Genomic DNA, 20,902 nt, shown 5'->3' on the forward strand with positions numbered 1-20,902 from the left:
GGCCCTCCCGGCCGGTCCACGATCGCTGATCGAGGGTTGGCAGAAGCTGCAGGCGCGCGTCAACTCTTATCCGGAACCCGTTCGCGACATGGCGGGGCGGGGCCTGCAAAAGGTGGTCGATTACCAGGACCTCGCCTATGGCGCGGAATATCTGAACAGGCTGGATCGGGCGGTGGGCCTCGAACGCGCCGGGCGGGGCCATGCGCTGTCGATCGCCGCGGCCAAGCACCTGGCCAACGCCATGTGCTACGACGACATGATCCGCGTCGCCGACCTGAAGACGCGCTCGACGCGCGACCGGCGCGTGCGCCGCGAGGTCGGGGTGGCGGAAGGCTCGGTGCTGCAGGTCACCGAATATTTCCATCCGCGCGTCGAGGAGTTCTGCGGCGCGCTGCCGGCCGGGCTGGGACGCTACATCGAAAGCCGTCCGAAACTCGCGGCGTTCATCGACCGGCGCATCAATCGCGGCCGGCGCATACGCACCGACGGCATGGCCGGTTTCTCCGCGCTGTGGCTGATCGGCGGGCTGCGCCGCTGGCGCCGGAAACTGCTGCGCCATCAAGTCGAGCGCGCGCATCTGGAGCGCTGGTATCGGCTCGCGCTCGACCATGCAGCGAGCGACTACGCGCTGGCGGTGGAGATCCTGAAGTGCCGGCGGCTGATCAAGGGCTACAGCGATACCCATGTGCGCGCGCAGTCGAAATTCGACCGCGTGCTGTCGGGCCTGCCATTGCTTGCCGGGCGGCCGGACGCGGCGGACTGGCTGCGCCGCCTCAGGGAAGCGGCGCTGAAGGATGAGAAGGGCGACATGCTCGACGGCGCGCTGAAAACCGTCGCTTCGCTGGATGCGGGCGTGCCGACGCTGCATTGATTGCTGTCAGGCCTTGCCGAGCGCGCCGCGCAGCGCGATGATCGCAAGCACGAGGCTGGCGATGGCGTTCCAGCCGGCGAAGGACAGGCCGAGAATCCTCAGCGCCGCCTTGTCGCAGGCGGGCGGGATGACCGTGTTGATGGCGTCCAGCACGCCGGCGCCGCCCGTGTCGGCCTGGGTGGCGACCGCGCCGCAATCGGTCGGACCGGCCCACCAGCCCCATTCGACGCCGGAATGGAAGACGCCGAGATAAAGGCTGTAGAGCATTATCAGCGCGCCGAGGAGCAAGAGGCCGCGCGTCATCCAGGCCGGCCAGTGGAAGTGCGACGAGATCGCAGCCACTCCCATCAGCGGCACACCTATATAATAGGGCCAGCGCTGCTCCAGGCAGAGCTTGCAGGGTATGTAGCCGCCAATGTGCTGGAAGCCGAGCGCGATGCCCACCGTGGCCGCCATGGCGACGAGCAGGATGAGTGCGGTCACCGTTTGAACGCTGCTGGTGGGCTTTGTCAGCGACGACATGGCATCATCCGAGTTGATGGTCAGAACACGTATCTGACGAGGATGTAGAGCAAAATAACGGCGGCGGCGCCGGCGCCGGCGATCAGGCCGAGGCGTTTTTCGATGAAATGGCGGATCGGCTCGCCATAGCTGCGCAGCAGCCAGGCCAGGAACAGGAAACGCGCGCCGCGCGCGACGATGGCCGAGAGGATGAACCAGCCGAGCGGAAAGCCGATCACGCCCGCCAGGATCGTCACCACCTTGATCGGCGGCAGATGCGAAAGGCCGGACGTGACCAGCATCAGGAGGATGAAACCGGTGCCCGAAGACAGCTTGAGCGCATCGAAGGCATCGAGCTTGCCGTAGAATTCCAGTACGGGCCGGGCGATCGTCTCAAAGGCGTAGAAGCCGATGAACCAGCCGGCAATGCCGCCCAGCACCGAGGCGGCGGTGGCGACGAGCGCGTAGCGATAGGCGCGGTCTGGCCGGGACAACGCCATCGGCAGATAGAGCACGTCGGCCGGCACGAGGAACACCGAGCTTTCGACGAAGGCGATGAAGGCCAGCCACCATTCGGCGGATTTGCGCGCCGCAAGCGACAAGGTCCAGTCATACAGTGTGCGAAGCATGCGGCGCCCCCGTTGATTGCCGAGCCTGTCTAGCGCATGGCCCCGAAAAGTGGAAACGGCTTTTCGGACAGAATTGCCGCAGCGCACAATGAGCGGCGGCCATGAAATCGGCGCGCGGCAGTTGACGGGGCAGGCGCTCTCCGTATAGTCCGCAGCCGTTCACGCCGCCTTTGGCGTGCGCCCCCTTGGCGGAATTGGTAGACGCGCCTGACTCAAAATCAGGTTCCGAAAGGAGTGCTGGTTCGATCCCGGCAGGGGGCACCATTTCCCACCAAAGAAGCCTAGGAAATCAAGGAGCCCAAGGGTGTCAACGTTCCCCGAGGTACACAGGAGGGTATTGGCACGAGCGCACGCGGGCCGCGCCTGGGACGTACGCGCTCCACCGGGGGGTGACGCACGAGCATCAACTGTCGAGTTCGACCATTCACATTTTTGGGCAATTTTGAAACTGTTCCGCGGGAGCGACGGTCACTCGGCGCGAGACCAGCTTGCCAACCTCGCGCCGAGGTTAGATTGGCCTCAAAGAATGAAATCGGTGCCGGTCATGACGTTGGTGCCGGCGACCAGGATCTGCATGTCGGCGGTCGAGTCGCCGTTCACGTCGGCGTCGATGATCACGGTGCCGCTGTAGTTCGTGTAGCGAAGCTGGCCGGCCACGCCCGAAAATGCCGCGCTGCCGATGAAGGAGAAGGCCTGGTTGCCGCTGACCAGCGTGTTGGCGTCGATGGTCGCAAGATCGATCAGATCGGAGCCGTGGCTGAAGCCGCCGACGATCGAGTCGCGGAGCGCCGGTCCGGCCGGGCTGTCGGAGACGAGGTCGAAATCGAACCGATCATTTCCCGCGCCGCCGTTGAGACTATCGCTGCCGGCGCCGCCGATCAGCGTGTCGTTGCCCGCACCGCCGCTGAGCGTATCGCTGCCGGCTCCGCCGACGATATAGTCATTGCCGTCACCGCCATTGAGTACATTGTTGCCGGCGTTGCCGACCAACGTGTTGGCGAGCGTATTGCCGGTCCCGTTCAGATTGGCCGAGCCCTGCAGCTCCAGTCGCTCGACATTCGCCCCGAGCGTCCAGTTGACGTAGGAGCGAACCGTGTCGGTGCCGCCGGCTGCCGCCTCGATGGTGCTGTCTCCGGCTGCGGCGACGATGAAAGTGTCATTCCCGGCACCACCGACCATGTAGTCATTGCCGGCGCCGCCGTTGAGCAAATTGTCGCCGGCATTGCCGACCAGCGTGTTGGCGAGCGTATTGCCTGTGCCGTTGAGATTGCCGGAGCCCTGCAGTTCCAGCCGCTCGACATTGTCGGCCAGCGTCCAGTTGATATAGGAGCGCACCGTGTCGGCGCCTTCGCCGGAATTCTCGGTGGTGACGTCGCCTGCGGCGGCCACGATATAGATGTCGTCGCCTGTCCCGCCGAACATGGCGTCCGCGCCGGCCCCGCCGTTGAGCACATTGTTCAGGCTGTTGCCGACCAGCGTGTTGTTGAGTGCGTTGCCGGTGCCGTTGGTGGCAGACCCCAGCAGTTCCAGCCGCTCTATATTCGCGCCGAGCGTCCAGTTGATATGGGAGCGCACGGTGTCGGTGCCTTGGCCGGCATCCTCGATCGTGCTGTCGCCGGCCGAATCCACCACGAATATGTCGTCACCTGCGCCACCGAACATGGCGTCCGCGCCGGCCCCGCCATCGAGGGTGTCGTTGCCGCGGCCGCCAAAGACCTGGTCGTTGCCGCCGCCGGCCATGACCCGGTCGTTGCCGGCGCCCTCGATGAAGACGTCTTCAAACGCGGTGCCGACATGGTCGTCGGCAAAGCTTGTGCCCGCGATTTCGACGCCTTCGACCCGCGGATCCAGGATCGTGGCCTTGATGTCGGGGCTGGAGGCGAGGCCATCACGATAGGTGACCACCACTCGGCCGTCGGCGAGCAGGGCGGCGCGCGGCTGGCCCGTAGCGATGGGCTGCTCGTCGAAGGCGCTGTCGATGACGAAAGCGTCGCTGCTCGGGCTGCCATCAGCGTTGAAGATGCGGCCATTGACGAAATTGGCGCTGGCGAAACCGACGGGCGCTGGGTCCGCATCGTTCCACACCACGAGGAAGCGCCCGTCCTGCAGGGCGCAGACATGCGACTCCGACAGGCCAGTCGCGCCGGGATCAACATGAATCGCTGCGCTGAGCGGCGTCACAGATCCGGTTTCAGGTTCGTTGTAGATACGAAGCAGAATGTCGCCTGCGATCCCTTGCCACGCTACCGCGAAGCCGCCGTTCGCCAGCAGCGCGATGTGCGGATGCGATCCCGCGCCGACAACATTGCTGGTGTTGTCGATGCAGACATTGCCCGTCCCGGCATCGTGAAACACGGTGTGGAGTCCTCCGTGGGTCCCGGCGGTCCCCTCCACCTGTATCTGGTCGCCGGGCCCGCCCGTAGGCGACGAAACCCCGACGCGGTCGCTGCCGCTATAGAACTGCCAATCGAAATCGCGATCGCCGCTCATGCCACTGTCGCCATAGCCGATGATCAGCCGGCCGAAGGAATCGACCGATGTCCATGGGCTGTCCTCGAGACCATCGCTACCGCGGAACGCGCCGAGATCCACCCTTGGCCCGATGGTGCCTCCGATAGCGCCGCCGAAGAACTGGTAGCGCTGATAAATAACATCGCCCGCACCCCCGCTGTCGGTGAAGACCACGCCCAGCGTGTTGTCGGGCAAGCCGGCGAGTTCGATCCGGTTTTCGATCACGTTGCCGATCGAAGGGATGATCGCCGTGGCGGAGACGTTCCGTTCGACGGTCATGGTCGTGGCGCCCGTCGCGTCGAAGCCCCGCATCTTGGGGTCGTCAGAGGCGTTCTGCCAACCGATGACGAAGCGGCCATCGGCCATCCCGGTCACTGTGGGGAACAGCAGCACCCCGGGATTAGGCAGGCTGACCTCGATCTCCTGGCCAATCACTGGCAACGACATTGCTCCCTCCATCGAGGTGAGGGTCGCCGTGACAATACTGATATTGGAACTGGCCAGGATCCGGTCGCTGCCGTTGCCGCCATCGATCGTGTCGGTAGCGGCGGTGTTGACCTGGGTGAAGCCGGCGAGTTGGCCTCCGGCATCGCTGTAGCGGCCGAGGTAAACGTCGCCGCCGAAGGTGAAGCTGATCACGAAACCGCCGCCCGAAAACGCGCTGACGATCGGGTCCTCGAAACTGATCGATGAACCGCTCAGCGTCAGTTCGCCGCCGGCAGTATTGCCGCTCTGGTCGAAGATGCGGCCGACAAGTTCGCTTTCGGCCGGGTTGTTGTCGTCCCAGACCATCTGGACATTGCCGTTGGCGAGCTTGGTCAGCAACGGCTTGCCGGGAGGCTCGGTATTGGTGTCATCGTACGGAAGACGGTAGCTGTTGCCGACCGGATTGGCGTCGGCGTCGTAGAAGTTCAGCAGTATGAAATTGCCGGGCACGGTGTTGTAGGCGGAGATGAATCCGCCATTGTCCAGCGCCAGCACGTCGGGAAGGGTCTGATCACCGGGCGCGTAGGTGTTGACGTCGAATTGGCTGACGACAGTATTGCTGTTGAAAGCGGTGGTGACGGCCATAGTACTCCCCTAATACCGCGCGATTCAGAGCCCGAGAGACCGGGCGAATGTTGCTTTCGCCCCCTGCCACGCTCATGCGCGATACCGCGCCACGGGGAGAACAACGGAAGAGTCAAGGTGTCGGCACAGAACGTGAGACGATGACGCTAAGTCATCTCATGACCGAAGACCATCCCAAAGTCTTGGATAATTTGACTGCCACAAGAACCATGGCTTTTGCGGTCAGATGAAAGCGAAGACGCTGCTGTTCGAATAAACGATTATTTGGAACATCTCTTGCAACCTGCTGTTGATCAGCGGCAGCTCCGACTTTCAGGGGCCGCTCTCCAGTACCCGACGCCATTCTTCGGTCCTGATCCAAGCATTGCGTAGCTTGCCCTTACCACGATCCTTCTTTGGGTCGAAGGGGGACGCCGCCGAATTTAGCCATGAACGCCTCCGCATCGGCCCGCTCCGCGAAGCAAGGGAGATCCTGGTGGAACGGGTGGGCTTCCTGCGCTGGGCGGAACGGGACGGCCGCTTTGATCAGGCGGTCGAGATGCTCAGCGCTCATTGAGTCGCAGCGCGGCACTGGACATGCAGGTCAGCCGGACCGGCTTTTCGCCGATCCGGCATGGCGGCGAGGCTACGAACTGGCGATGACGCCGATGAGCGCGCCGACGCCGGCGCCGATGACGACGCCGAAGCCCAGCCCGACCGAGCCGTCGTCGAATATCCAGTCGCCGCCCACATATCCAAGCAATGCGCCGACCGTGATGCCGACCGCCATGCCGAGAGCGAACCTGGCAAAGTCGAGATCCATCTTCCCTCCTCAAGTCCCTCCGTCGAAAGCATACGCCAAGCCGGACCGATGGTTCCATAGGACAATGGCGCACAGTTGGCGGAGGGATGCGCCAGCAGGCAGGTTTGGCCATGTGGCAGTTGTCAAAGGGCGCTCCGGCGGGATAACCATCGCTCATGCTCGAACGGCGCGACAGCTATGCCAGCCTCATCCGCGACTTTCGCTGGAATATCCCCGAGCGTTTCAACATCGGCACAGCGGTCTCGGATCGCTGGGCGGCAAGCGATCCGGGCCGCACGGCGCTGCTCGACTACCGGGCCGAGGGCGAAGCGCAGCGCCTGAGCTTCGGCGAGCTTGCAGCGCGGTCCAACGCGCTCGCCAACGGGCTTAGGGAATTAGGCGTCCGGCGCGGTGACCGGGTGGCGCTGCTTTTGCCGCAGTCCTTCGAGACGGCCATCGCCCATATCGCGATCTACAAACTCGGCGCCATCGCCGTGCCGCTGGCGCTGCTGTTCGGTATGGAGGCGCTCGAATATCGGCTGCAGGCTGCGGGCGCCAAGTCCGTCGTGACCAGTGCCGCGGGCCTTGCGAAGATCCGCAGGATCGCCGACCGCCCTCCCGGGCTCGAACTGATCGTGTCGATCGACGGGGCGGATGGCGAGGCGATCGATTTCCACCGGCTGGTCGCCGACCATTCGCCGCATTTTTCCGCCGAGGACACGGGTCCGGACGACCCCGCGATGATGATCTTCACCTCCGGCACGACCGGGCCGCCCAAGGGCGCGCTGCACGGCCATAGGGTGCTGCTCGGGCATCTGCCCGGCGTCCAGACGCACCATGAATTCCTGCCGCAGCCGGGCGATCTCCTGTGGACGCCGGCCGACTGGGCATGGGCGGGCGGCCTGCTAAACGTGCTCCTGCCCGGCCTCTATTTTGGCGTGCCGGTGGTTGCCGGGCGGTTCGAGAAGTTCGATCCGGAGGCAGCGCTCGGACTTGCCGAGAAGATGCGGGTCAGGAACGCCTTCATCCCGCCGACGGCGCTGCGGATGCTGAGGACCGTGCCCGATATCGGCCGGCGCTTTCGGCTCGACCTGCGCACGGTGGGTTCCGGGGGCGAGTCGCTCGGCCGCGAGACCTTTGAGTGGGCGCGCGCGGAATTCGGCATCACCATCAACGAATTCTACGGCCAGACCGAATGCAACCTGGTGCTGTCTTCCTGCGCTGCGATCGGCGTCAGCCGCGCCGGCGCGATCGGCAAGGCGGTGCCGGGCCATACGGTGGCGGTGATCGGCGAGGACGGACAGCGCATGAAAGCTGGCGAGGCGGGGCAGATCGCAATCCTGCGGCCCGATCCGGTGATGTTCCTCGGCTACTGGCAGGACGAGCAGGCGACCGCGAAGAAATTCATCGGCGACTGGCTGACAACCGGCGACCAGGGCATCGAGGACGAGGACGGCTACGTGCATTTCTTCGGCCGTGACGACGACGTCATCACCTCGGCGGGCTTCCGCATCGGTCCCGGCGAGATCGAGGACTGCCTCACCGGCCACCCGGCCATCGCGCTCGCTGCCGCGGTCGGCAAGCCGGACGCGATGCGCACCGAGATCGTCAAGGCCTATGTCGTGCTGAAGGACGGGACCGCCGCCAGCGAAGCGCTGGCCGAGGAGATCAAGCTGTGGGTGCGCGAGCGGTTATCGGCGCATGAATATCCGCGCGAGGTCGAGTTCATCGACGAAATGCCGCTGACCACGACCGGCAAGGTCATCCGCCGCATTTTCCGCGATCGGGCGCGGGCGGAGGCGGGGGTGTAACGGCGATCTCCCGACGATGTCATAGCTCATCGAGCGGAGACACATCAGCCCAGGTGCGGCGACCTCAATATCCTTCTGCCGCAATCTGAGTATCTGCCCAGGCATTCAATAGCTTGAAGTTGCCGTCAAAGGCGCGCCGCTTCAACTCCTCGTAAAGAACCGAGCATTGCATGATTTCACTGGTATCTAGATCACCCTTTGCGGCTTCGCGTTCGCAGGCGAGGTAGACGTTCTTTAGCACGTCGACCGGAAGTTGAAGATGAGGTTCGGATGATTGGGAATGAACCGCCGTCGTCGAAAGCAGCGCGAACAGAGGAATACAGGCTGCCAGATCTATGAGGTGAGTGGCTCGCGTCATCGGGGACTTCTCCGACCGCACTTGGCGGTTGCAATCGGGGAAGCCTAGCAGTGGCTGAGGATGGGTACATGAGACGCGTGTCCCGAGTGGTGCTGTTCGACATCATGGAATCCGCTTGAACCGGGACCAGTGTCCCGCCTGCGCTGAAGGATCTCAACTGCCGTAGCCGGCGTCCCTCGCCGCCACGACAGCCCGAGCCCTGCTATCGACGCTGAGTTTGGCGAATATGCCGGAGACGTGGTTGCGCACTGTCTTTTCGCTGATGTTGAGCTGCGCGCCGATCTGATGGTTGTCGAGACCGCGCGCAAGCAGGTGAAGCACTTCTTTCTCACGAGTGGTAAGGCCCGCGACGGGACCAGCCTCAGCCGCAGGTTGGGGCAGGAAAGCGTATAGCTCCTGGAGGAAAGCAGCCCAGGCAGACTCATTGGGAAGCATGAAATGGTTCGGGCTGTTAAGTGGCAGGAACCGGGCGTTGGGAATGATCTGCGCGAGAAGCCGGCCTTCTTCGAACGGGGCGACGGCATCACGGTCGGGATGGGCCACCAATGTAGGGCAGGTGATGCGCGCCGCCTCTTCCTGGACGTCGACATCGAACATGACACGCGTCAGTTCCACGGCGTTGTCGGCGGAAGTGGCGGCGTTCTGCAGGTCACACCATGAGCGTAGGTGTTCGATGGACCCTTCGGGCTGGAACTGGGTTGCGAAGGAGCGCATGAAGGCGTGGTCTTCCTGCCCCCAGCCGAGCCTCAGCATCTCCAGCATGACCTTCGCCTTTTCCGGCTCGAGCGGAATGGTGGTGCGCCGGTTCCTCCCGCGCGCATATGTACCATAGAGGACGAGATTGCTGATGCGGTCGCCCTCCCGTCCCGCATAGGCAACCGCGACTGCACCGCCTTGGCAGATGCCGATGAGCGAGAAGCGGTCCAGCCGAAGCGCGTCCACGAGCGCGCCGAAATCCTGAACCCAGGAGTCGAAGGAGAGGTCATCGACATTTCTGTCCGAAAGCCCACACCCACGCGGGTCGTATCTGATCAAAGTATAGCGCGAGGAAAGCGCCTCGAGCCAAGGTTGCCAGGCGACGCTGCGCCATTGATATTCCAGATGCGTCAGCCAACTCGGCATCATCACGACGGGCGGGCCGCTTCCGGAAATCGCATAGGCGATCTTCGCGCCGTCGAAGCTCCTGCAAAACCGGACCTGCTGCCTTGCCATGATCCTCCCCCGGAAGATCGGAATTCAGCGAGACTCTACTCTCGTGTGCGCTTGTGACAAGACATCTGCCGACAGCCGAATCAGTCGGCGGCGTCTGCCCCTGTGCCCGACTGCAAATATCGGGCGCCATCGGCGCCTATCCCAGCTCTTTGCTGATGAATCTGGCTATGCGCACATGGGGCCTGTTGCGGGCCTTACCGCCTCTTCAGCAATCCCCGCACCCGGTTGCGCAGCAGGCGGGCGATGTTGCGGGTTTCGCGATAGAGGTGCAGTTGCGAGGCCGCCTGGCGGGTCGCGCGGTCGGCGCCCGGCGTCATGCCGATGACGATGGTTCCCATCGCCTTGCGCTCCGACCACAGCCGGCTCATCACCGGGTGGTCGGGCACGGCGCAGGAATCGGTCGTCATGATGTTGGGGTCGTCGAGATGCTGCTTCGTCACCTCGATCATCAGCAGCGTGCCCGGCGAGAAGGCGGCATAGGCCTCGTCATAGGCGGTCTTCCAGGTGTAGGCGACGCCCGCCTCGACGAAGACGATCAGGCAGGCGACGACCTCGCCGTTCAGCGTCAGCGAATGCACCCGGCACATATCCTGCTCGGCAAGGCGATGCACCGCCTCGCGGGCGAAGGCGGCGCGGTAGCGGTCGGTCGCCATGGCGGTGCGCTTGCGGCCCTTCCAGCCGGCCGCCTCCAGCGTCAGGAAGGCTTCGATGGCATGGCGGATTTCTTCGGGGCCGCGCGCCACGATGTGTTCGAGCGCGCCAAGGTCTGCCAGCCGGCGCTTCAGCCGGCGGAATTCGCGGTCGTGGTGCGAGCGCAGCGAGGCTTTCAGATAGGCGTTGCCGTCCAGCGCGCTTTCGAGGAAGGGCCGCTCGGCCTCGGCCGTGGTCACCAGCGGCAGGCCGCGCGTCTCGGCGACGGATTTAAGCATTGCGGTTACCGCGCCGTCGAGCCGCATGTCCGGCAGCACCAACACTTTTGGCAGTTTCAGATGAGGGCGCGACAGCATGGAAAAGAAATCCTCGATCACGCCTTCAGGGTCGTCGCGGTCGACCAGCGGCGTTCCCAGCGGTCCGAACGGGCTTGCCCAGGTGCGCATGATCGAGACGCCGAGCGGCGTGGCCGGGCGCTCCACCGAGAACGGCACCAGCAGCCGGAGCCGGTTCTTGTAGTCGTCGCCGTCGCGGATGACGGCGAGCCGCACCTCGCGGTCCTCCAGGCGGGGCATGGCCGGGGCGAGGAAGCGCGGATTGAAGAACACGTTCGGCTCGATGGTGCGCGAGCAGAGATAGTCGAGTTCCTCGACGAGGTCGAAGCCGGCGGACGCCGGGTAGATTGCCAGCCTGCGCGGCGGACGATGGCTTTCGAGCAGTTCGATCTGTCCCGGCTCGACGGCGGCGCCGTCAAAGCCGGCGAGGCCGGAAATCATCGTGCCGGCCGGGCCGGCGCTCATTTCCTCAAGCAGCGGAATGGCGGCCATCAGCGTGCCTCCGGCGCGGGTCTAGCCGGCGCGAAGATCGCCATGACGATTCCGAGCTTGCGCCAGACGGTGAATGCAAGTGCGCCTGCTTCGAACATCATGGCGAGTGCGGTGGCGATCGCCGCGCCCCACAGGCCGAATTGCGGGATCAACAGCACGCTGAGACCGATGTTGAAGGCAAGCGTCATCGCATAGACCAGCGCGCAGATGTTCTGGTTGCCGCTCATGGTGAGCAGGCTTTCGCAGGGACCGACGGCGGCGCGCGCAACGACGCCTGCGACCAGCAGGAACAGCAGGGGATAGCCGGCATCGAAGCCCGGCCCGAACAGCATCAGCATCGGCTTGCCGAGCGCCAGCACCACCAGCGCCATGACGAGCGACGGCCAGAAGGTCCACGCCGCCGTCTCGCGGGCGAAGCCTGCGAGCTTGTCCGGCTCGCTATGGGCGATCGCCGCATAACGCTGGGCGACGCCGGCCTTGACGGCGAAATAAACGAAATGGACCAGCGCCAGCGTCTTGACCGTGGCGAAATAGACAGCGACGTCGTCGGGCTGCATGTAGAAGCCGACCATCAGCACGTCGGCATTCGTCAGCAGGAAGAAAAAGCTCTCGACCAGAAAGATCGGCAGCGAGATGGCGAACCACAGGCGGAAACGGATGTTTCGCGGGCCCTGCGGCAGGCGCCGGTCGGCGCGCGCGGTGAAGCTGACCCGTTTGGTGATTGTGGGGGGGGTGGGGGGGGTACCGGCAGCAGGCCCCTACCCCCGCGGGGCGCGCCCCCGCCATGAAGGCGAGGATCAGCACAGGACGGATCAGATAGGTCGGTGACAGCGCCGACACCGCCCAGGAATGCGCCCGCGAAATGCCCTGAACCACATCCGACAGCGCGATCATCGGCAGGCAGATCAGCCCGAGGATGAAGGGCACGAAATAGTAGCTCTCGATCGCGCCGGAAAAATACCAGACGCTCAAGCCGCCGAGGAACGCCATTGCCGTCGAAGCGACCAGCACGAACAGCCGGCTCGCCACGAGCACGCCGCGCAGTTCGGCGGTCATGCCGCGCTCGCGGTATTCGGGAATGAAACGGATGATGGAGGTGTGGAAACCGAAGCAGGAAATGTTGCCGGCGATCACCATCGTCGTCCAGACGAGGACGAAGATGCCGTATTCGAAGCTGCCCATCCAGCGCGCCAGCAGAACCTGGCTGACGAAGGCGATGGCAGCGCTGACGATGCGGATGGAAAAGGCGATGAGCGACGTGCGGCCCGCCTCGCCGCGCTCGTCGGCGGTGAACAGGGCCGCATCGATCTGGCCGAGCAGCGGCCGGGCGCGCAAGGCGAGGCGCTCGGGCAAAAGCCGCTCTGCCGTCGTTGCCGCGGAAAAGCGCACGCGAGAACTCTCCGATTTCCGCCAGACCCGATGCCGGCGCATGACCTGGCGCGAAAGTATGCTTTTCGCACCACGCCGCACCTTTCCCGGTCTAGACAACACACGTTAAGAAACGGTTCGGCGAGGCCGCGGCGGCTCCGCAAAGGCGATACCGGGATGATCGGCAAGACCGAACGCGAAAAGATGCTGAAGGCCCATTCGATCGGCCCACGGATGATTTCCTATCTCGAGAAGATCGGCGTGGAGACCCTGTCGGAATTGCGCGGCGCCGACCCGCAGGAACTCGCCATGCGCATCGACATCGCGCTCGGCCGCAAGCACATGAACCGGCTTGGCGTCGAGGCGCTGCGGAACCTTGTGGAACTGGCGGAGAGGGAGGGGTGAGAGGGATTGCGAACCGCTCTGCGAGGGTATTCCACACTTCTGTTGACTTCAACATTTGTGTGGAACACAGTATATTTATGAACGCCAAGGAGTTGAAAAAGTGGCTCGCCACTCAAGGCTGCACCTTTGAGACAAAGAAGGCTGGCTCGGGCCACCTGATCGTTCGGCGCGGGGACCGGAAGTCGGAGCTGCCGATGCATGGCGGCGGCAAGGAACTCGGCACCGGGCTGGTCAACGCGATCAAGAAGCAATTGGGATTGAAGTGATGCTTGGTTACCGAATTGAACTCATCCCGGACGACAATGACACGTTCCTTGTTGCGTGCCCGCAACTTCCCATGGTGGCGACGTTCGGCGAGACGAAGGAAGAAGCCCGAGCACATGCCGTGGATGCCATCGAAACCGTGCTCGCCAGCATGATCGATGATGGCGAGGACATTCCGGCTCCGGATTCGGCAGATGGCGAAATCATTGCGCTGCCGCTGCTGACCGCGCTCAAGCTCAATCTTTACTGGGCGCTTCGGTCATCGGGCATTACCCGGGCCGAGTTGTCACGCCGGCTTGGCTGGAACCGGGAATCCGTCGACCGGCTTTTCAGGCTCGATCATCGGTCGAGGCTTGAACAGATCGAGGCGGCTTTTTCGGCTCTGGGCCGTGCGGTTGAGATTGAGGTCCACCAGGCTGCGTGAGGCCGGCACGAGGACCAGCGCTCGCCGCCGCCATGATGGCATTTCTTGACATGGACCATACCATGCAAATCTCGGTTACCGAAGCCAAGAGACAACTGACCGAACTCGTTCGGCGCGCCGAAGCCGGAGATGAGGTCGTGCTCACCCGTCATGGGCAGGCTGCCGTCAGACTGGTGCCGGTCAAAGTAGCACCAAGCCATAAAGCTCGGCGGGCATTGATCGACGCCGTTCGTGCTTCGGGGGCGGCAAAGGCGACCGCCGGGCCTGACGCCGCCCGGAGCCAGGATTTTCTCTATGATGACGACGGGCTGCCCGAGTGACCGCATAGGTGTTCGGCTGCAAAGCTGCGTTCGTGCCGGCTCCACCCACGCACCCGCCTAGCGCGGGCGCGAAACTTCGGTTAAGCCACGGTCTGGGATCGGGGGTGCCTGACCATGACATTCGTGGCGGCCATAGAGCACTTTGCGCAGCCGGCTTTGAAGCCGTTCGGGCGCTATCTGAATTACGGCGTGGGCGATCCCCACAGGCGCGAGGAGCGCGCCGCCGCATTGCTCAACTTCGTCAGCCTGGCGACGGTGTTCTCCAACACCGGCTTCGCGGTGATATTCCTGCTCCTCGGCCCGGTCCGCTATCTCCCGTTCGTCGCGGCGCTGCTTGCCTTCTCGCTGGTGTGGCTGGCGACGCCGCTGCTGCATCGCTTCGGCACGCTTGCCGCCGGCACCTACCTGTGGGCGACGGCGGCGGTCGGGCTTTCGGCCTATGCGCTGATCGCCGGGGCCGATGCCGGCCTGCAATATTTCCTGCTGGCCGGGCCGGGCATACTGATCATGATACTGGGATCGGGCCGGCTCGGGCTCGCCTCGATGTATTTTTCCGTCTATCTCGTGGTGTTCGCGGCGATCGAGCTCGCCTTTCCCCGCCAGTCGACGATCATGCCAATGCCGGAGAGCGTGGCGACCTTCACCTTCATCCTGTCGGTCTCGATGTCGGCGATCATCAATTTCATCGCCGCCTTCTACACATTCCGGCGCGCGGAAGCTTCCGAGGACGCGCTGGAGGCGGAGCATGAGCGTTCCGAGCGGCTGCTGCTCAATCTGATGCCGGCCTCGATTGCCGTGCGGCTCAAGCAGCGGCCGGACGAGATCATCGCCGACGACCTGCCCGCCGTCACGATCCTGTTCGCCGACATTGTCGGCTTCACGCCGCGCGCTGCCCGGCTTCCGGCCGACCGGCTGGTGTCGTTCCTCAACCGGATATTCTCCGAATTCGACAGGCTTGCCGCGGAGCATGGGCTCGAGAAGATCAAGACGATCGGCGACGCCTACATGGTCGCCGGCGGCCTGCCGGAAAAGCAGGAGGGCCATGCCCGCGCTGTCGCCGGGATAGCGCTCGACATGCTGGAGGTGACGGCGGCTTTGTCGCGGGAACTCGGCGAGGAGATCGCCGTTCGCATCGGCATCCACAGCGGCCCGGCGGTGGCCGGCGTGATCGGCTCGCGCAAGCTTTTCTACGATGTCTGGGGCGATACGGTGAACACCGCCGCCCGCATGGAGCAGTACGGGCAGGCGGGCCGGATCCAGGTTTCGCATGAAGCGAGGCAGGCGATCGGCGAGGGCTACAGCTTCGAGGAGCGCGGCATGGTCCTGATCAAGGGGAAGGGCAGGATGAAGCTCCATTTCCTGACCGGCCGGGCCGAGGCCTTTGATAGTGCTTCCAATCCGGCAGCGGCCTGACACGGTTTTTCCACGAAAAAATGCAGGCGGGCAGTCAAGCGCGAGCCGCGCAATATCGGCTTCGGTTCGACTTCAGGAAACCGGCAGCGGTCGCCCGCTGCGATTGCCGCCTTGACAAGACCGCCATGGGACCCGACTTGGTTGCGCTCGAAGGAGACCACGCCATGCCCGAACCGACACGATCCACGATCGATGCCGGAGAAGTGGAACGCTTCTCCGCGCTGGCCGCCGAATGGTGGAACCCGAACGGCAAGTTCAGGCCCCTGCACAAGTTCAACCCGGTCAGGCTCGCCTATATCCGCGACCAGATCGCCGCCCGGTTCGGGCGCGATCCGCATGCCGCGCGGCCGTTCGAGGGCCTGCGCATCCTCGACATCGGCTGCGGCGGCGGCCTTTTGTGCGAGCCGATGGCGAGGCTTGGGGCGGAAGTGGTCGGCGCCGACGCGTCCGAGACCAATGTCGAGGTTGCGCGGCTGCATGCGGCGGAAGCCGGCGTCGTCGTCGATTATCGCGCCACCACGGCCGAAGCGCTTGCCGATGCGGGCGAGAAGTTCGATGTGATCCTCAACATGGAAGTGGTCGAGCACGTCGCCGACATCGACCTGTTCATCGGCAAATGCGCAGACACGGTGAAGCCGGACGGCATCATGTTCGTCGCCACGATCAACCGTACGCTAAAGGCGCTCGGCCTGGCGATCGTCGGGGCGGAATACCTGCTGCGCTGGCTGCCGCGCGGCACCCACCAATACGGCAGACTGGTACGGCCTGAAGAACTGGAACGGGCGCTTTCCAACGCCGGCATGACCATAACGGACCGCACCGGCGTCATCTACAACCTGCTTGCCGACCGCTGGCAGCGTTCGCGCGACATGGACGTGAATTACATGGTGCTGGCGGAGAAGCGCCGCCCGTCGTGAGGTCAGCGGTCGAAGGCGACGCTAGCGCTTCTGCGCCTTCGTCGTCATGACGACGCCGACGGTGATGATCGCCGCGCCGAGCCAGGTCAGGAGCTGGTAGCGCTCGCCGAGGAACAGCACGCCGGCGACGAGCCCGATGGCGGCGGCGACATAGCCTATCTGGCTGAGATAGACCGGGCCGCCGACTGCCTGAAGCCTGAAGAAGAAGGCGAACATCGCCGCGGCCGCGGCCATCTGCGCGAGCACCACGACAGGCATGCCGGACAACACGGCGAACGAGCCTGCTCCCTCGATCGAAAGCAGCCCGACGAACAGCATCGCGGCCGCCGCTAGATGGCTGCCGACGGCGAGCTCGATGGGCCCGGCGTCGCGTGGCCAATCAAAGGTGCGGTAGATGTTGCCGGCGGCGAGAAGGAAGGGGATCAGGAGGCCCACCGCCACCCAGAACAGGTCCGCCGGCGCGCCCGCCTCGCCGCGTGTCGTTGCCACCATGACCGCGCCGACGAAACCGACGGCGATGCCGGCGACGCCGAGCAAATTGGGGCGGCGGACGCCGAGCAGGATCGACAGGACCAGCGTGATCACCGGCGACAGCGTGAACATGATGCCGGTGTAGCCGGCGCCGAGATGCGGAATGGCCGAGAACATCAGGATATTGGGGATGGCGTAGGAGACCGCTGCCGTGATCGCGAAATAGCGCAGCTTGTGGGCGTCGAGCACGATGCGTTTTCCTCTTGCGAGGAGCATGGCCAGAAGCACGCCACCCGCGCCCAGGGAGATGACGAAGGCCCACAGCATGCCGGAGGCGCCACCCTCGGTGGCGATCTTGCCGAAGGGCAGCGACAGGCCGAGCAGGCCGCCGGTGACGAGGAGGAGGCAGAAGGCGGAGTTCCACAGGTATTTCATAAAAACTTCCAACCATGAGAGTTGGCGCGGCCGCCATAGGCCAGCGCCGTCAAATTGCATGCCGCCGAAGGTCAATAAGACCGGGGCTTGGCCGCCGCCCGGGTTCGAGGTAACATAGTACAAAGATTCTTTATGTCAAGATACTTTACGGTGAGACAATGGACAGAGCCGCAAGGGCTGTCGAACAATGGCAAAAGGAACGTCCGGACCTCGACGTCCGCCCGATGTCGGTGCTGGGGGGATTGAGGGAGGCAGCCTCCCTGATCTCTCGCGACCGGCTCAATCCCCTGTTCGCCCGGTTCGGCCTACAGGCGGGCGAATTCGATGTGCTGGCGACGCTCCGCCGCTCCGGACCGCCTTACGCGCTGACGCCGACGGCGCTCTATGAGGCGACCATGGTGACGTCGGGCGCCATGACCAACCGGCTCGACCGGCTGGAGAAAGCCGGGCTGATTGCACGCGGTCCGCACCCCGAAGACCGGCGCGGCGTGATCGTGCAACTGACGGAGAAAGGCCGCGCGCTGATCGACGAAGCAGTCACCGCACATGTCGAAAACGAGCACCAGGTGCTGGCGGGATTGACGCGAGCGGAGCAGGATCGGTTGGCGGAACTGCTGGAAAAGTTGATCAGGAGCGTAGGCGGCTAGTCTCGCATTTTTCCGACAGCACCTTCATTTTTGCGTTACGCGGGCCGGAAGCGGCGCCTCATCCACGCCAGCCACTTTATCAGGATGATCAGACGGCGAGCCCATTTTTCGGACAAACCAATGGTTCGCAAAGCCTGTTTGGCCCCTTGATCTCTCCGCGCGTTCATGGCGGAGTCGCTGAAATCAGGCGGCGGCTCGTTCAAGTACCTCTCGGCTTGCGTTCGAACCTCATCACCGTTTGGCAGTTTATTACCCAAAAGCCACTCTTGATAAAAGCAGAGGTCCTCGATGCGCTCGCGTAAGGATTCTGGATAGCCTATACTCCGCCGATTCAGACGTGCATGCGTTGCTTCGTGGACGATCACCGACGCAATCAGTTCTGGTGTGGTGCTCTCACGCAAGACAAAACGCTTGTCGATCGTGCAGGTCCAGTTTGTCGTTGAAAACTGACCGATCGACCCCGGAAGCAAGGTCACTAAGATCCGATCCAGGTCTTTGAGAATCCGCCGATAGCGAAGGGGATCAAACTCCCGGATAAGGGAGAGCGCCGCCTCGACCCTGTCCAACATAGCATCCTCTATTGCGAAGAGTTGCAGACCATCAACCTCGCGGCTCGTGAACACGTTCTGCAGTCCCCACTCGAACATGCGGGCAGAGATGCTGACGCGATCACGATTGCTCAGTTCTGGCACTCCGTTTGTGGCCATGGCTGGGGCGGACGCCTGGTCCTCAGTTCCGGTCCTCGGGAAACACCGGGATCGGCATGAATTCGACGCCGTCCTCGATCAGGCCGCGCGCCTCCTCGGTGGTGGCTTCGCCATAGATGCCGCGCGGGTCGGCCTCGCCGAAATGGATTTTCCGCGCTTCCTCGGCGAACTTGTCGCCGACATAATCGGCGCTTTCGCGCATCTTTTCCGACAGCGCCTTCAATTGCGCCATCGCCTGCTTCTGCGCCTCGCCCATGGCGAGCGCGATCTTTTCCTGCTTGCGGCCGGTGGAGACGGCGGGCGCCATCAGCGCCTTTTCGACCTTGTGCGAGCCGCAGGCAGGGCATTCGACAAAGCCGCGTTTCTTCTGCGTCTCGAAATCGTCATTGTTGCGGAACCAGGCCTCGAAGCCGTGCTCGTGCTCGCATTCGAGCGAAAACCGTATCACGACGCTGCTCCCCTGAGCGCTGCTTCGGGGCGCTGGGCAATGTCGAATTCGCGCGCGTTCTTCAAATTGGGTATCTTCTTGCGGGCGGCGGCTGACAGGCTGGTGTCGATCTCGGCGACGATGACGGCGGGTTCGTCATGCGCGGCCTCGGCCAGCACGCGGCCCCACGGATCGGCGATCAGCGAGTGGCCGTAGGTTTCGCGGCCATCCTCATGCAATCCGCCCTGCGCGGCGGCGACGACGAAGGCGCCGTTCTCGATGGCGCGGGCGCGTAGCAGAACGTGCCAGTGCGCCTGCCCGGTCTGCCGGGTGAAGGCGGCCGGAACGGTCAGCACGTCGGCGCCTGCCAGCGCCTCGGCGCGGAACAGTTGCGGAAAGCGCAGATCGTAGCAGATGGCGAAGCCGAGCTTCGCGAAGGGCAGGTCGGCGATCATGGCCTCGCGCCCCGGCTCGTAGGCGGCGGATTCGCGCCAGCTCTCGCCATTGTCGAGATCGACGTCGAACATGTGGATCTTGTCGTAGGTCGTGACGATCTTCCCGTCCGGCGAAAACAGCAGCGCCCGGTTGGCGAGCTTGCCGTCGGCGCGCAGGATCGCCGTCGAGCCGATATGCAGGAAGATGCCGAGTTCGGCGGCGAGCCGGGCCGACGCGGCGACGATCGGGTCGCGATCCTCGGTCGTGAACAGCGAATTGCGCGCCTCCCGGTCGCGCACGATGGCGCCGGTCATTTCGGGCGTCTGAATATAGGTCGCGCCTTGAGAGGCGGCGTCGCGCACCAGTTTTTCCAGGTCGGCGGCGTTGCGCTGCGGGTCGATGCCGGAGCGCATCTGGATCGCTGCGGCCTTGAACATGCTCATGATCGGGGTTCCTACTTCAAAGCGCCGGTGGCGAGCAGCCCGTCGAGCCGCCCTTGTGCGTCCAATGCGTGCAGATCGTCGCAACCGCCGACATGGACGTCGCCGATAAAAATTTGCGGGAAGGTCGAGCCGCCATTGGCGCGCTGGATCATCTCGCGGCGCAGGTCCGGCGAAAACGAGGCGTCGTGCTCGGTGTAGGTCACGCCCTTCCTGTCGAGCAGCCGCTTGGCCGCCGTGCAGTAGCCGCACATCATGCGCGTATAGATCGTCACATCAACCATGATCGGTCCTGTTTGCCTCAAATCTATATAGTCTGCGCTTCGCCGGGCTGAAAGTCCCCCGGCAGAACCCGCGCGAAGGTCAGCACGTCGACCGTCTTCGCACCGCTTTTCTTCAGCGCACGGGCGACGGCGGAGACGGTGGCGCCGGTGGTGTAGACGTCGTCGACCACCAGCACGCGCCGGCCGCGCACCTCGATGTCAGCCTCGGGCGGCACGCCGAAGGCCGCGCGCACATTATCCTCGCGCTCCCTGAGCGGCAGCCCGACCTGCTGGCGCGTGCGCTTGACGCGCCTGACCGCATCCGGCGCGAAGGGCAGGCCGGACATCGCCGCGACCGTGCGGGCGAGCTCGGCCGACTGGTTGAAGCGTCGTTCCAGAAAGCGCCGCCAGTGCAGCGGCACCGGTACGACGACATCGGCATCCGCCAGCAGTTCGGCGCCTGCCCTCAGCATCCAGCGCGCCATCCATGGCGCGAGATCGGTCCTGTCATGGTATTTCAGGCCCTGCACCATTCGCCGCGCCACGCCGGAATAGGCGACCGCCGACCGCGCCCGCTCGAATGGCGGCGGATTGGCGATCGCTTCCGCCGACAGGAAGCCTTCGCCCATATCCTGCGAGAACGGCGTTCCCATCACCGCGCACCACGGTCTTTCCAGGAATTTGAGACCAGGCCAGCAGGCGGCGCAGAGTGCGCCCGGCTGCGAGACGTGGCGGCGGGAGGC

The 20,902-nt window shown here is 64.3% G+C and carries 23 protein-coding genes, 1 tRNA gene and 1 pseudogene; 11 read left to right on the forward strand and 14 right to left on the reverse strand.

Annotation, left to right across the window (positions count from 1 at the left end; all coding sequences use genetic code 11):
- A partial coding sequence (locus tag MAXJ12_RS07065) for a DUF6537 domain-containing protein (protein ID WP_008835115.1) occupies positions 1–871 on the forward strand: 871 nt, incomplete at its 5' end.
- 6 nt (positions 872–877) lie between these two features.
- On the opposite strand, the gene MAXJ12_RS07070 is transcribed toward MAXJ12_RS07065, so the two are convergent.
- Positions 878–1,393 carry a disulfide bond formation protein B gene (locus MAXJ12_RS07070; RefSeq protein ID WP_008835116.1) on the reverse strand — a complete coding sequence of 172 codons (516 nt, stop codon included), beginning with the start codon at positions 1,391–1,393 and terminating at the stop codon, positions 878–880.
- A gap of 20 nt (positions 1,394–1,413) precedes the next feature.
- Positions 1,414–2,001 (reverse strand): YqaA family protein, encoded by a 588-nt coding sequence (locus MAXJ12_RS07075; protein ID WP_008835117.1) that lies wholly within the window; start codon positions 1,999–2,001, stop codon positions 1,414–1,416.
- Positions 2,002–2,180: 179 nt separating this feature from the next.
- Here MAXJ12_RS07075 and MAXJ12_RS07080 point away from each other — a divergent pair.
- A tRNA-Leu gene (locus tag MAXJ12_RS07080) sits at positions 2,181–2,265 on the forward strand.
- A gap of 255 nt (positions 2,266–2,520) precedes the next feature.
- Here the strand turns inward: MAXJ12_RS07080 and MAXJ12_RS34295 are convergent.
- On the reverse strand, positions 2,521–5,583 hold the full coding sequence (locus MAXJ12_RS34295) for a calcium-binding protein (protein ID WP_008835118.1): 3,063 nt from the start codon (positions 5,581–5,583) through the stop codon (positions 2,521–2,523).
- 289 nt (positions 5,584–5,872) lie between these two features.
- Between MAXJ12_RS34295 and MAXJ12_RS38695 the strand changes: the two genes are divergently transcribed.
- Complete coding sequence (locus MAXJ12_RS38695; RefSeq protein WP_008835119.1) at positions 5,873–6,139, forward strand: hypothetical protein; 267 nt, start codon at positions 5,873–5,875, stop codon at positions 6,137–6,139.
- Positions 6,140–6,208: 69 nt separating this feature from the next.
- On the opposite strand, the gene MAXJ12_RS37540 is transcribed toward MAXJ12_RS38695, so the two are convergent.
- Positions 6,209–6,385, reverse strand: coding sequence for a hypothetical protein (locus MAXJ12_RS37540; RefSeq protein ID WP_008835120.1), 177 nt, complete (start codon positions 6,383–6,385; stop codon positions 6,209–6,211).
- A 155-nt stretch (positions 6,386–6,540) separates the two neighbouring features.
- Between MAXJ12_RS37540 and MAXJ12_RS07090 the strand changes: the two genes are divergently transcribed.
- Positions 6,541–8,175 carry an AMP-binding protein gene (locus MAXJ12_RS07090; RefSeq protein ID WP_008835121.1) on the forward strand — a complete coding sequence of 545 codons (1,635 nt, stop codon included), beginning with the start codon at positions 6,541–6,543 and terminating at the stop codon, positions 8,173–8,175.
- A gap of 64 nt (positions 8,176–8,239) precedes the next feature.
- Here the strand turns inward: MAXJ12_RS07090 and MAXJ12_RS07095 are convergent, their stop codons facing one another.
- The 4 genes and pseudogenes from MAXJ12_RS07095 to MAXJ12_RS07110 all read right to left on the reverse strand — a co-directional run bounded on the left by MAXJ12_RS07095 (position 8,240) and on the right by MAXJ12_RS07110 (position 12,612).
- Positions 8,240–8,533: a hypothetical protein gene (locus tag MAXJ12_RS07095; RefSeq protein WP_008835122.1), complete on the reverse strand. Its 294-nt coding sequence runs from the start codon at positions 8,531–8,533 to the stop codon at positions 8,240–8,242.
- 153 nt (positions 8,534–8,686) lie between these two features.
- Positions 8,687–9,745: an alpha/beta fold hydrolase gene (locus MAXJ12_RS07100; protein ID WP_008835123.1), complete on the reverse strand. Its 1,059-nt coding sequence runs from the start codon at positions 9,743–9,745 to the stop codon at positions 8,687–8,689.
- 194 nt (positions 9,746–9,939) lie between these two features.
- Positions 9,940–11,223: a GNAT family N-acetyltransferase gene (locus MAXJ12_RS07105; RefSeq protein WP_008835124.1), complete on the reverse strand. Its 1,284-nt coding sequence runs from the start codon at positions 11,221–11,223 to the stop codon at positions 9,940–9,942.
- Positions 11,223–12,612: pseudogene (locus MAXJ12_RS07110) on the reverse strand (lipopolysaccharide biosynthesis protein). Before MAXJ12_RS07110 ends, MAXJ12_RS07105 begins: the two are co-directional and overlap by 1 nt.
- Before the next feature lie 156 nt (positions 12,613–12,768).
- On the opposite strand from MAXJ12_RS07110, the gene MAXJ12_RS07115 reads away from it, so the two are divergent.
- The 6 genes from MAXJ12_RS07115 (at position 12,769) to ubiG (ending at position 16,334) form a co-directional block, all read left to right on the forward strand.
- On the forward strand, positions 12,769–12,996 hold the full coding sequence (locus MAXJ12_RS07115) for a hypothetical protein (protein WP_008835126.1): 228 nt from the start codon (positions 12,769–12,771) through the stop codon (positions 12,994–12,996).
- Positions 12,997–13,073: 77 nt separating this feature from the next.
- Positions 13,074–13,262: a type II toxin-antitoxin system HicA family toxin gene (locus tag MAXJ12_RS07120; RefSeq protein WP_008835127.1), complete on the forward strand. Its 189-nt coding sequence runs from the start codon at positions 13,074–13,076 to the stop codon at positions 13,260–13,262.
- Complete coding sequence (locus MAXJ12_RS07125; protein ID WP_008835128.1) at positions 13,262–13,684, forward strand: type II toxin-antitoxin system HicB family antitoxin; 423 nt, start codon at positions 13,262–13,264, stop codon at positions 13,682–13,684. The genes MAXJ12_RS07120 and MAXJ12_RS07125 overlap by 1 nt, the downstream gene beginning before the upstream one ends.
- 62 nt (positions 13,685–13,746) lie before the next feature.
- Positions 13,747–14,004: a type II toxin-antitoxin system Phd/YefM family antitoxin gene (locus MAXJ12_RS07130; protein ID WP_040585249.1), complete on the forward strand. Its 258-nt coding sequence runs from the start codon at positions 13,747–13,749 to the stop codon at positions 14,002–14,004.
- A 114-nt stretch (positions 14,005–14,118) separates the two neighbouring features.
- Positions 14,119–15,417 carry an adenylate/guanylate cyclase domain-containing protein gene (locus MAXJ12_RS07135; protein ID WP_008835130.1) on the forward strand — a complete coding sequence of 433 codons (1,299 nt, stop codon included), beginning with the start codon at positions 14,119–14,121 and terminating at the stop codon, positions 15,415–15,417.
- A gap of 164 nt (positions 15,418–15,581) precedes the next feature.
- Positions 15,582–16,334, forward strand: coding sequence for a bifunctional 2-polyprenyl-6-hydroxyphenol methylase/3-demethylubiquinol 3-O-methyltransferase UbiG (gene ubiG / locus MAXJ12_RS07140; protein WP_008835131.1), 753 nt, complete (start codon positions 15,582–15,584; stop codon positions 16,332–16,334).
- 21 nt (positions 16,335–16,355) lie between these two features.
- Here ubiG and MAXJ12_RS07145 read toward each other — a convergent pair whose 3' ends face one another.
- Positions 16,356–17,240, reverse strand: coding sequence for a DMT family transporter (locus tag MAXJ12_RS07145; protein ID WP_008835132.1), 885 nt, complete (start codon positions 17,238–17,240; stop codon positions 16,356–16,358).
- Between the two features lie 158 nt (positions 17,241–17,398).
- Here MAXJ12_RS07145 and MAXJ12_RS07150 point away from each other — a divergent pair, with 158 nt between their 5' ends.
- A complete protein-coding gene (locus MAXJ12_RS07150) occupies positions 17,399–17,887 on the forward strand; it encodes a MarR family winged helix-turn-helix transcriptional regulator (protein ID WP_008835133.1) in 489 nt (162 codons plus the stop codon).
- A 35-nt stretch (positions 17,888–17,922) separates the two neighbouring features.
- On the opposite strand, the gene MAXJ12_RS07155 is transcribed toward MAXJ12_RS07150, so the two are convergent.
- The 5 genes from MAXJ12_RS07155 to MAXJ12_RS07175 form a co-directional block, all read right to left on the reverse strand.
- The gene (locus tag MAXJ12_RS07155; protein ID WP_008835134.1) at positions 17,923–18,594 is read right to left on the reverse strand and encodes a hypothetical protein; all 672 of its coding nucleotides are present in this window, start codon (positions 18,592–18,594) and stop codon (positions 17,923–17,925) included.
- 22 nt (positions 18,595–18,616) lie between these two features.
- Positions 18,617–19,042 (reverse strand): DUF1178 family protein, encoded by a 426-nt coding sequence (locus MAXJ12_RS07160; protein ID WP_008835135.1) that lies wholly within the window; start codon positions 19,040–19,042, stop codon positions 18,617–18,619.
- Positions 19,039–19,899, reverse strand: a complete 861-nt coding sequence (locus MAXJ12_RS07165) for a carbon-nitrogen hydrolase family protein (RefSeq protein ID WP_008835136.1) — start codon at positions 19,897–19,899, stop codon at positions 19,039–19,041. The genes MAXJ12_RS07160 and MAXJ12_RS07165 overlap by 4 nt, the downstream gene beginning before the upstream one ends.
- An 11-nt stretch (positions 19,900–19,910) precedes the next feature.
- Complete coding sequence (gene grxC, locus MAXJ12_RS07170) at positions 19,911–20,180, reverse strand: glutaredoxin 3 (RefSeq protein WP_008835137.1); 270 nt, start codon at positions 20,178–20,180, stop codon at positions 19,911–19,913.
- Between the two features lie 23 nt (positions 20,181–20,203).
- Positions 20,204–20,902 (reverse strand): ComF family protein (locus tag MAXJ12_RS07175; protein ID WP_040585253.1); only part of this gene is annotated, 699 nt, incomplete at its 5' end.

Source organism: Mesorhizobium alhagi CCNWXJ12-2 (genome assembly GCF_000236565.1).
In the GTDB taxonomy this organism is placed as follows: domain Bacteria; phylum Pseudomonadota; class Alphaproteobacteria; order Rhizobiales; family Rhizobiaceae; genus Allomesorhizobium; species Allomesorhizobium alhagi.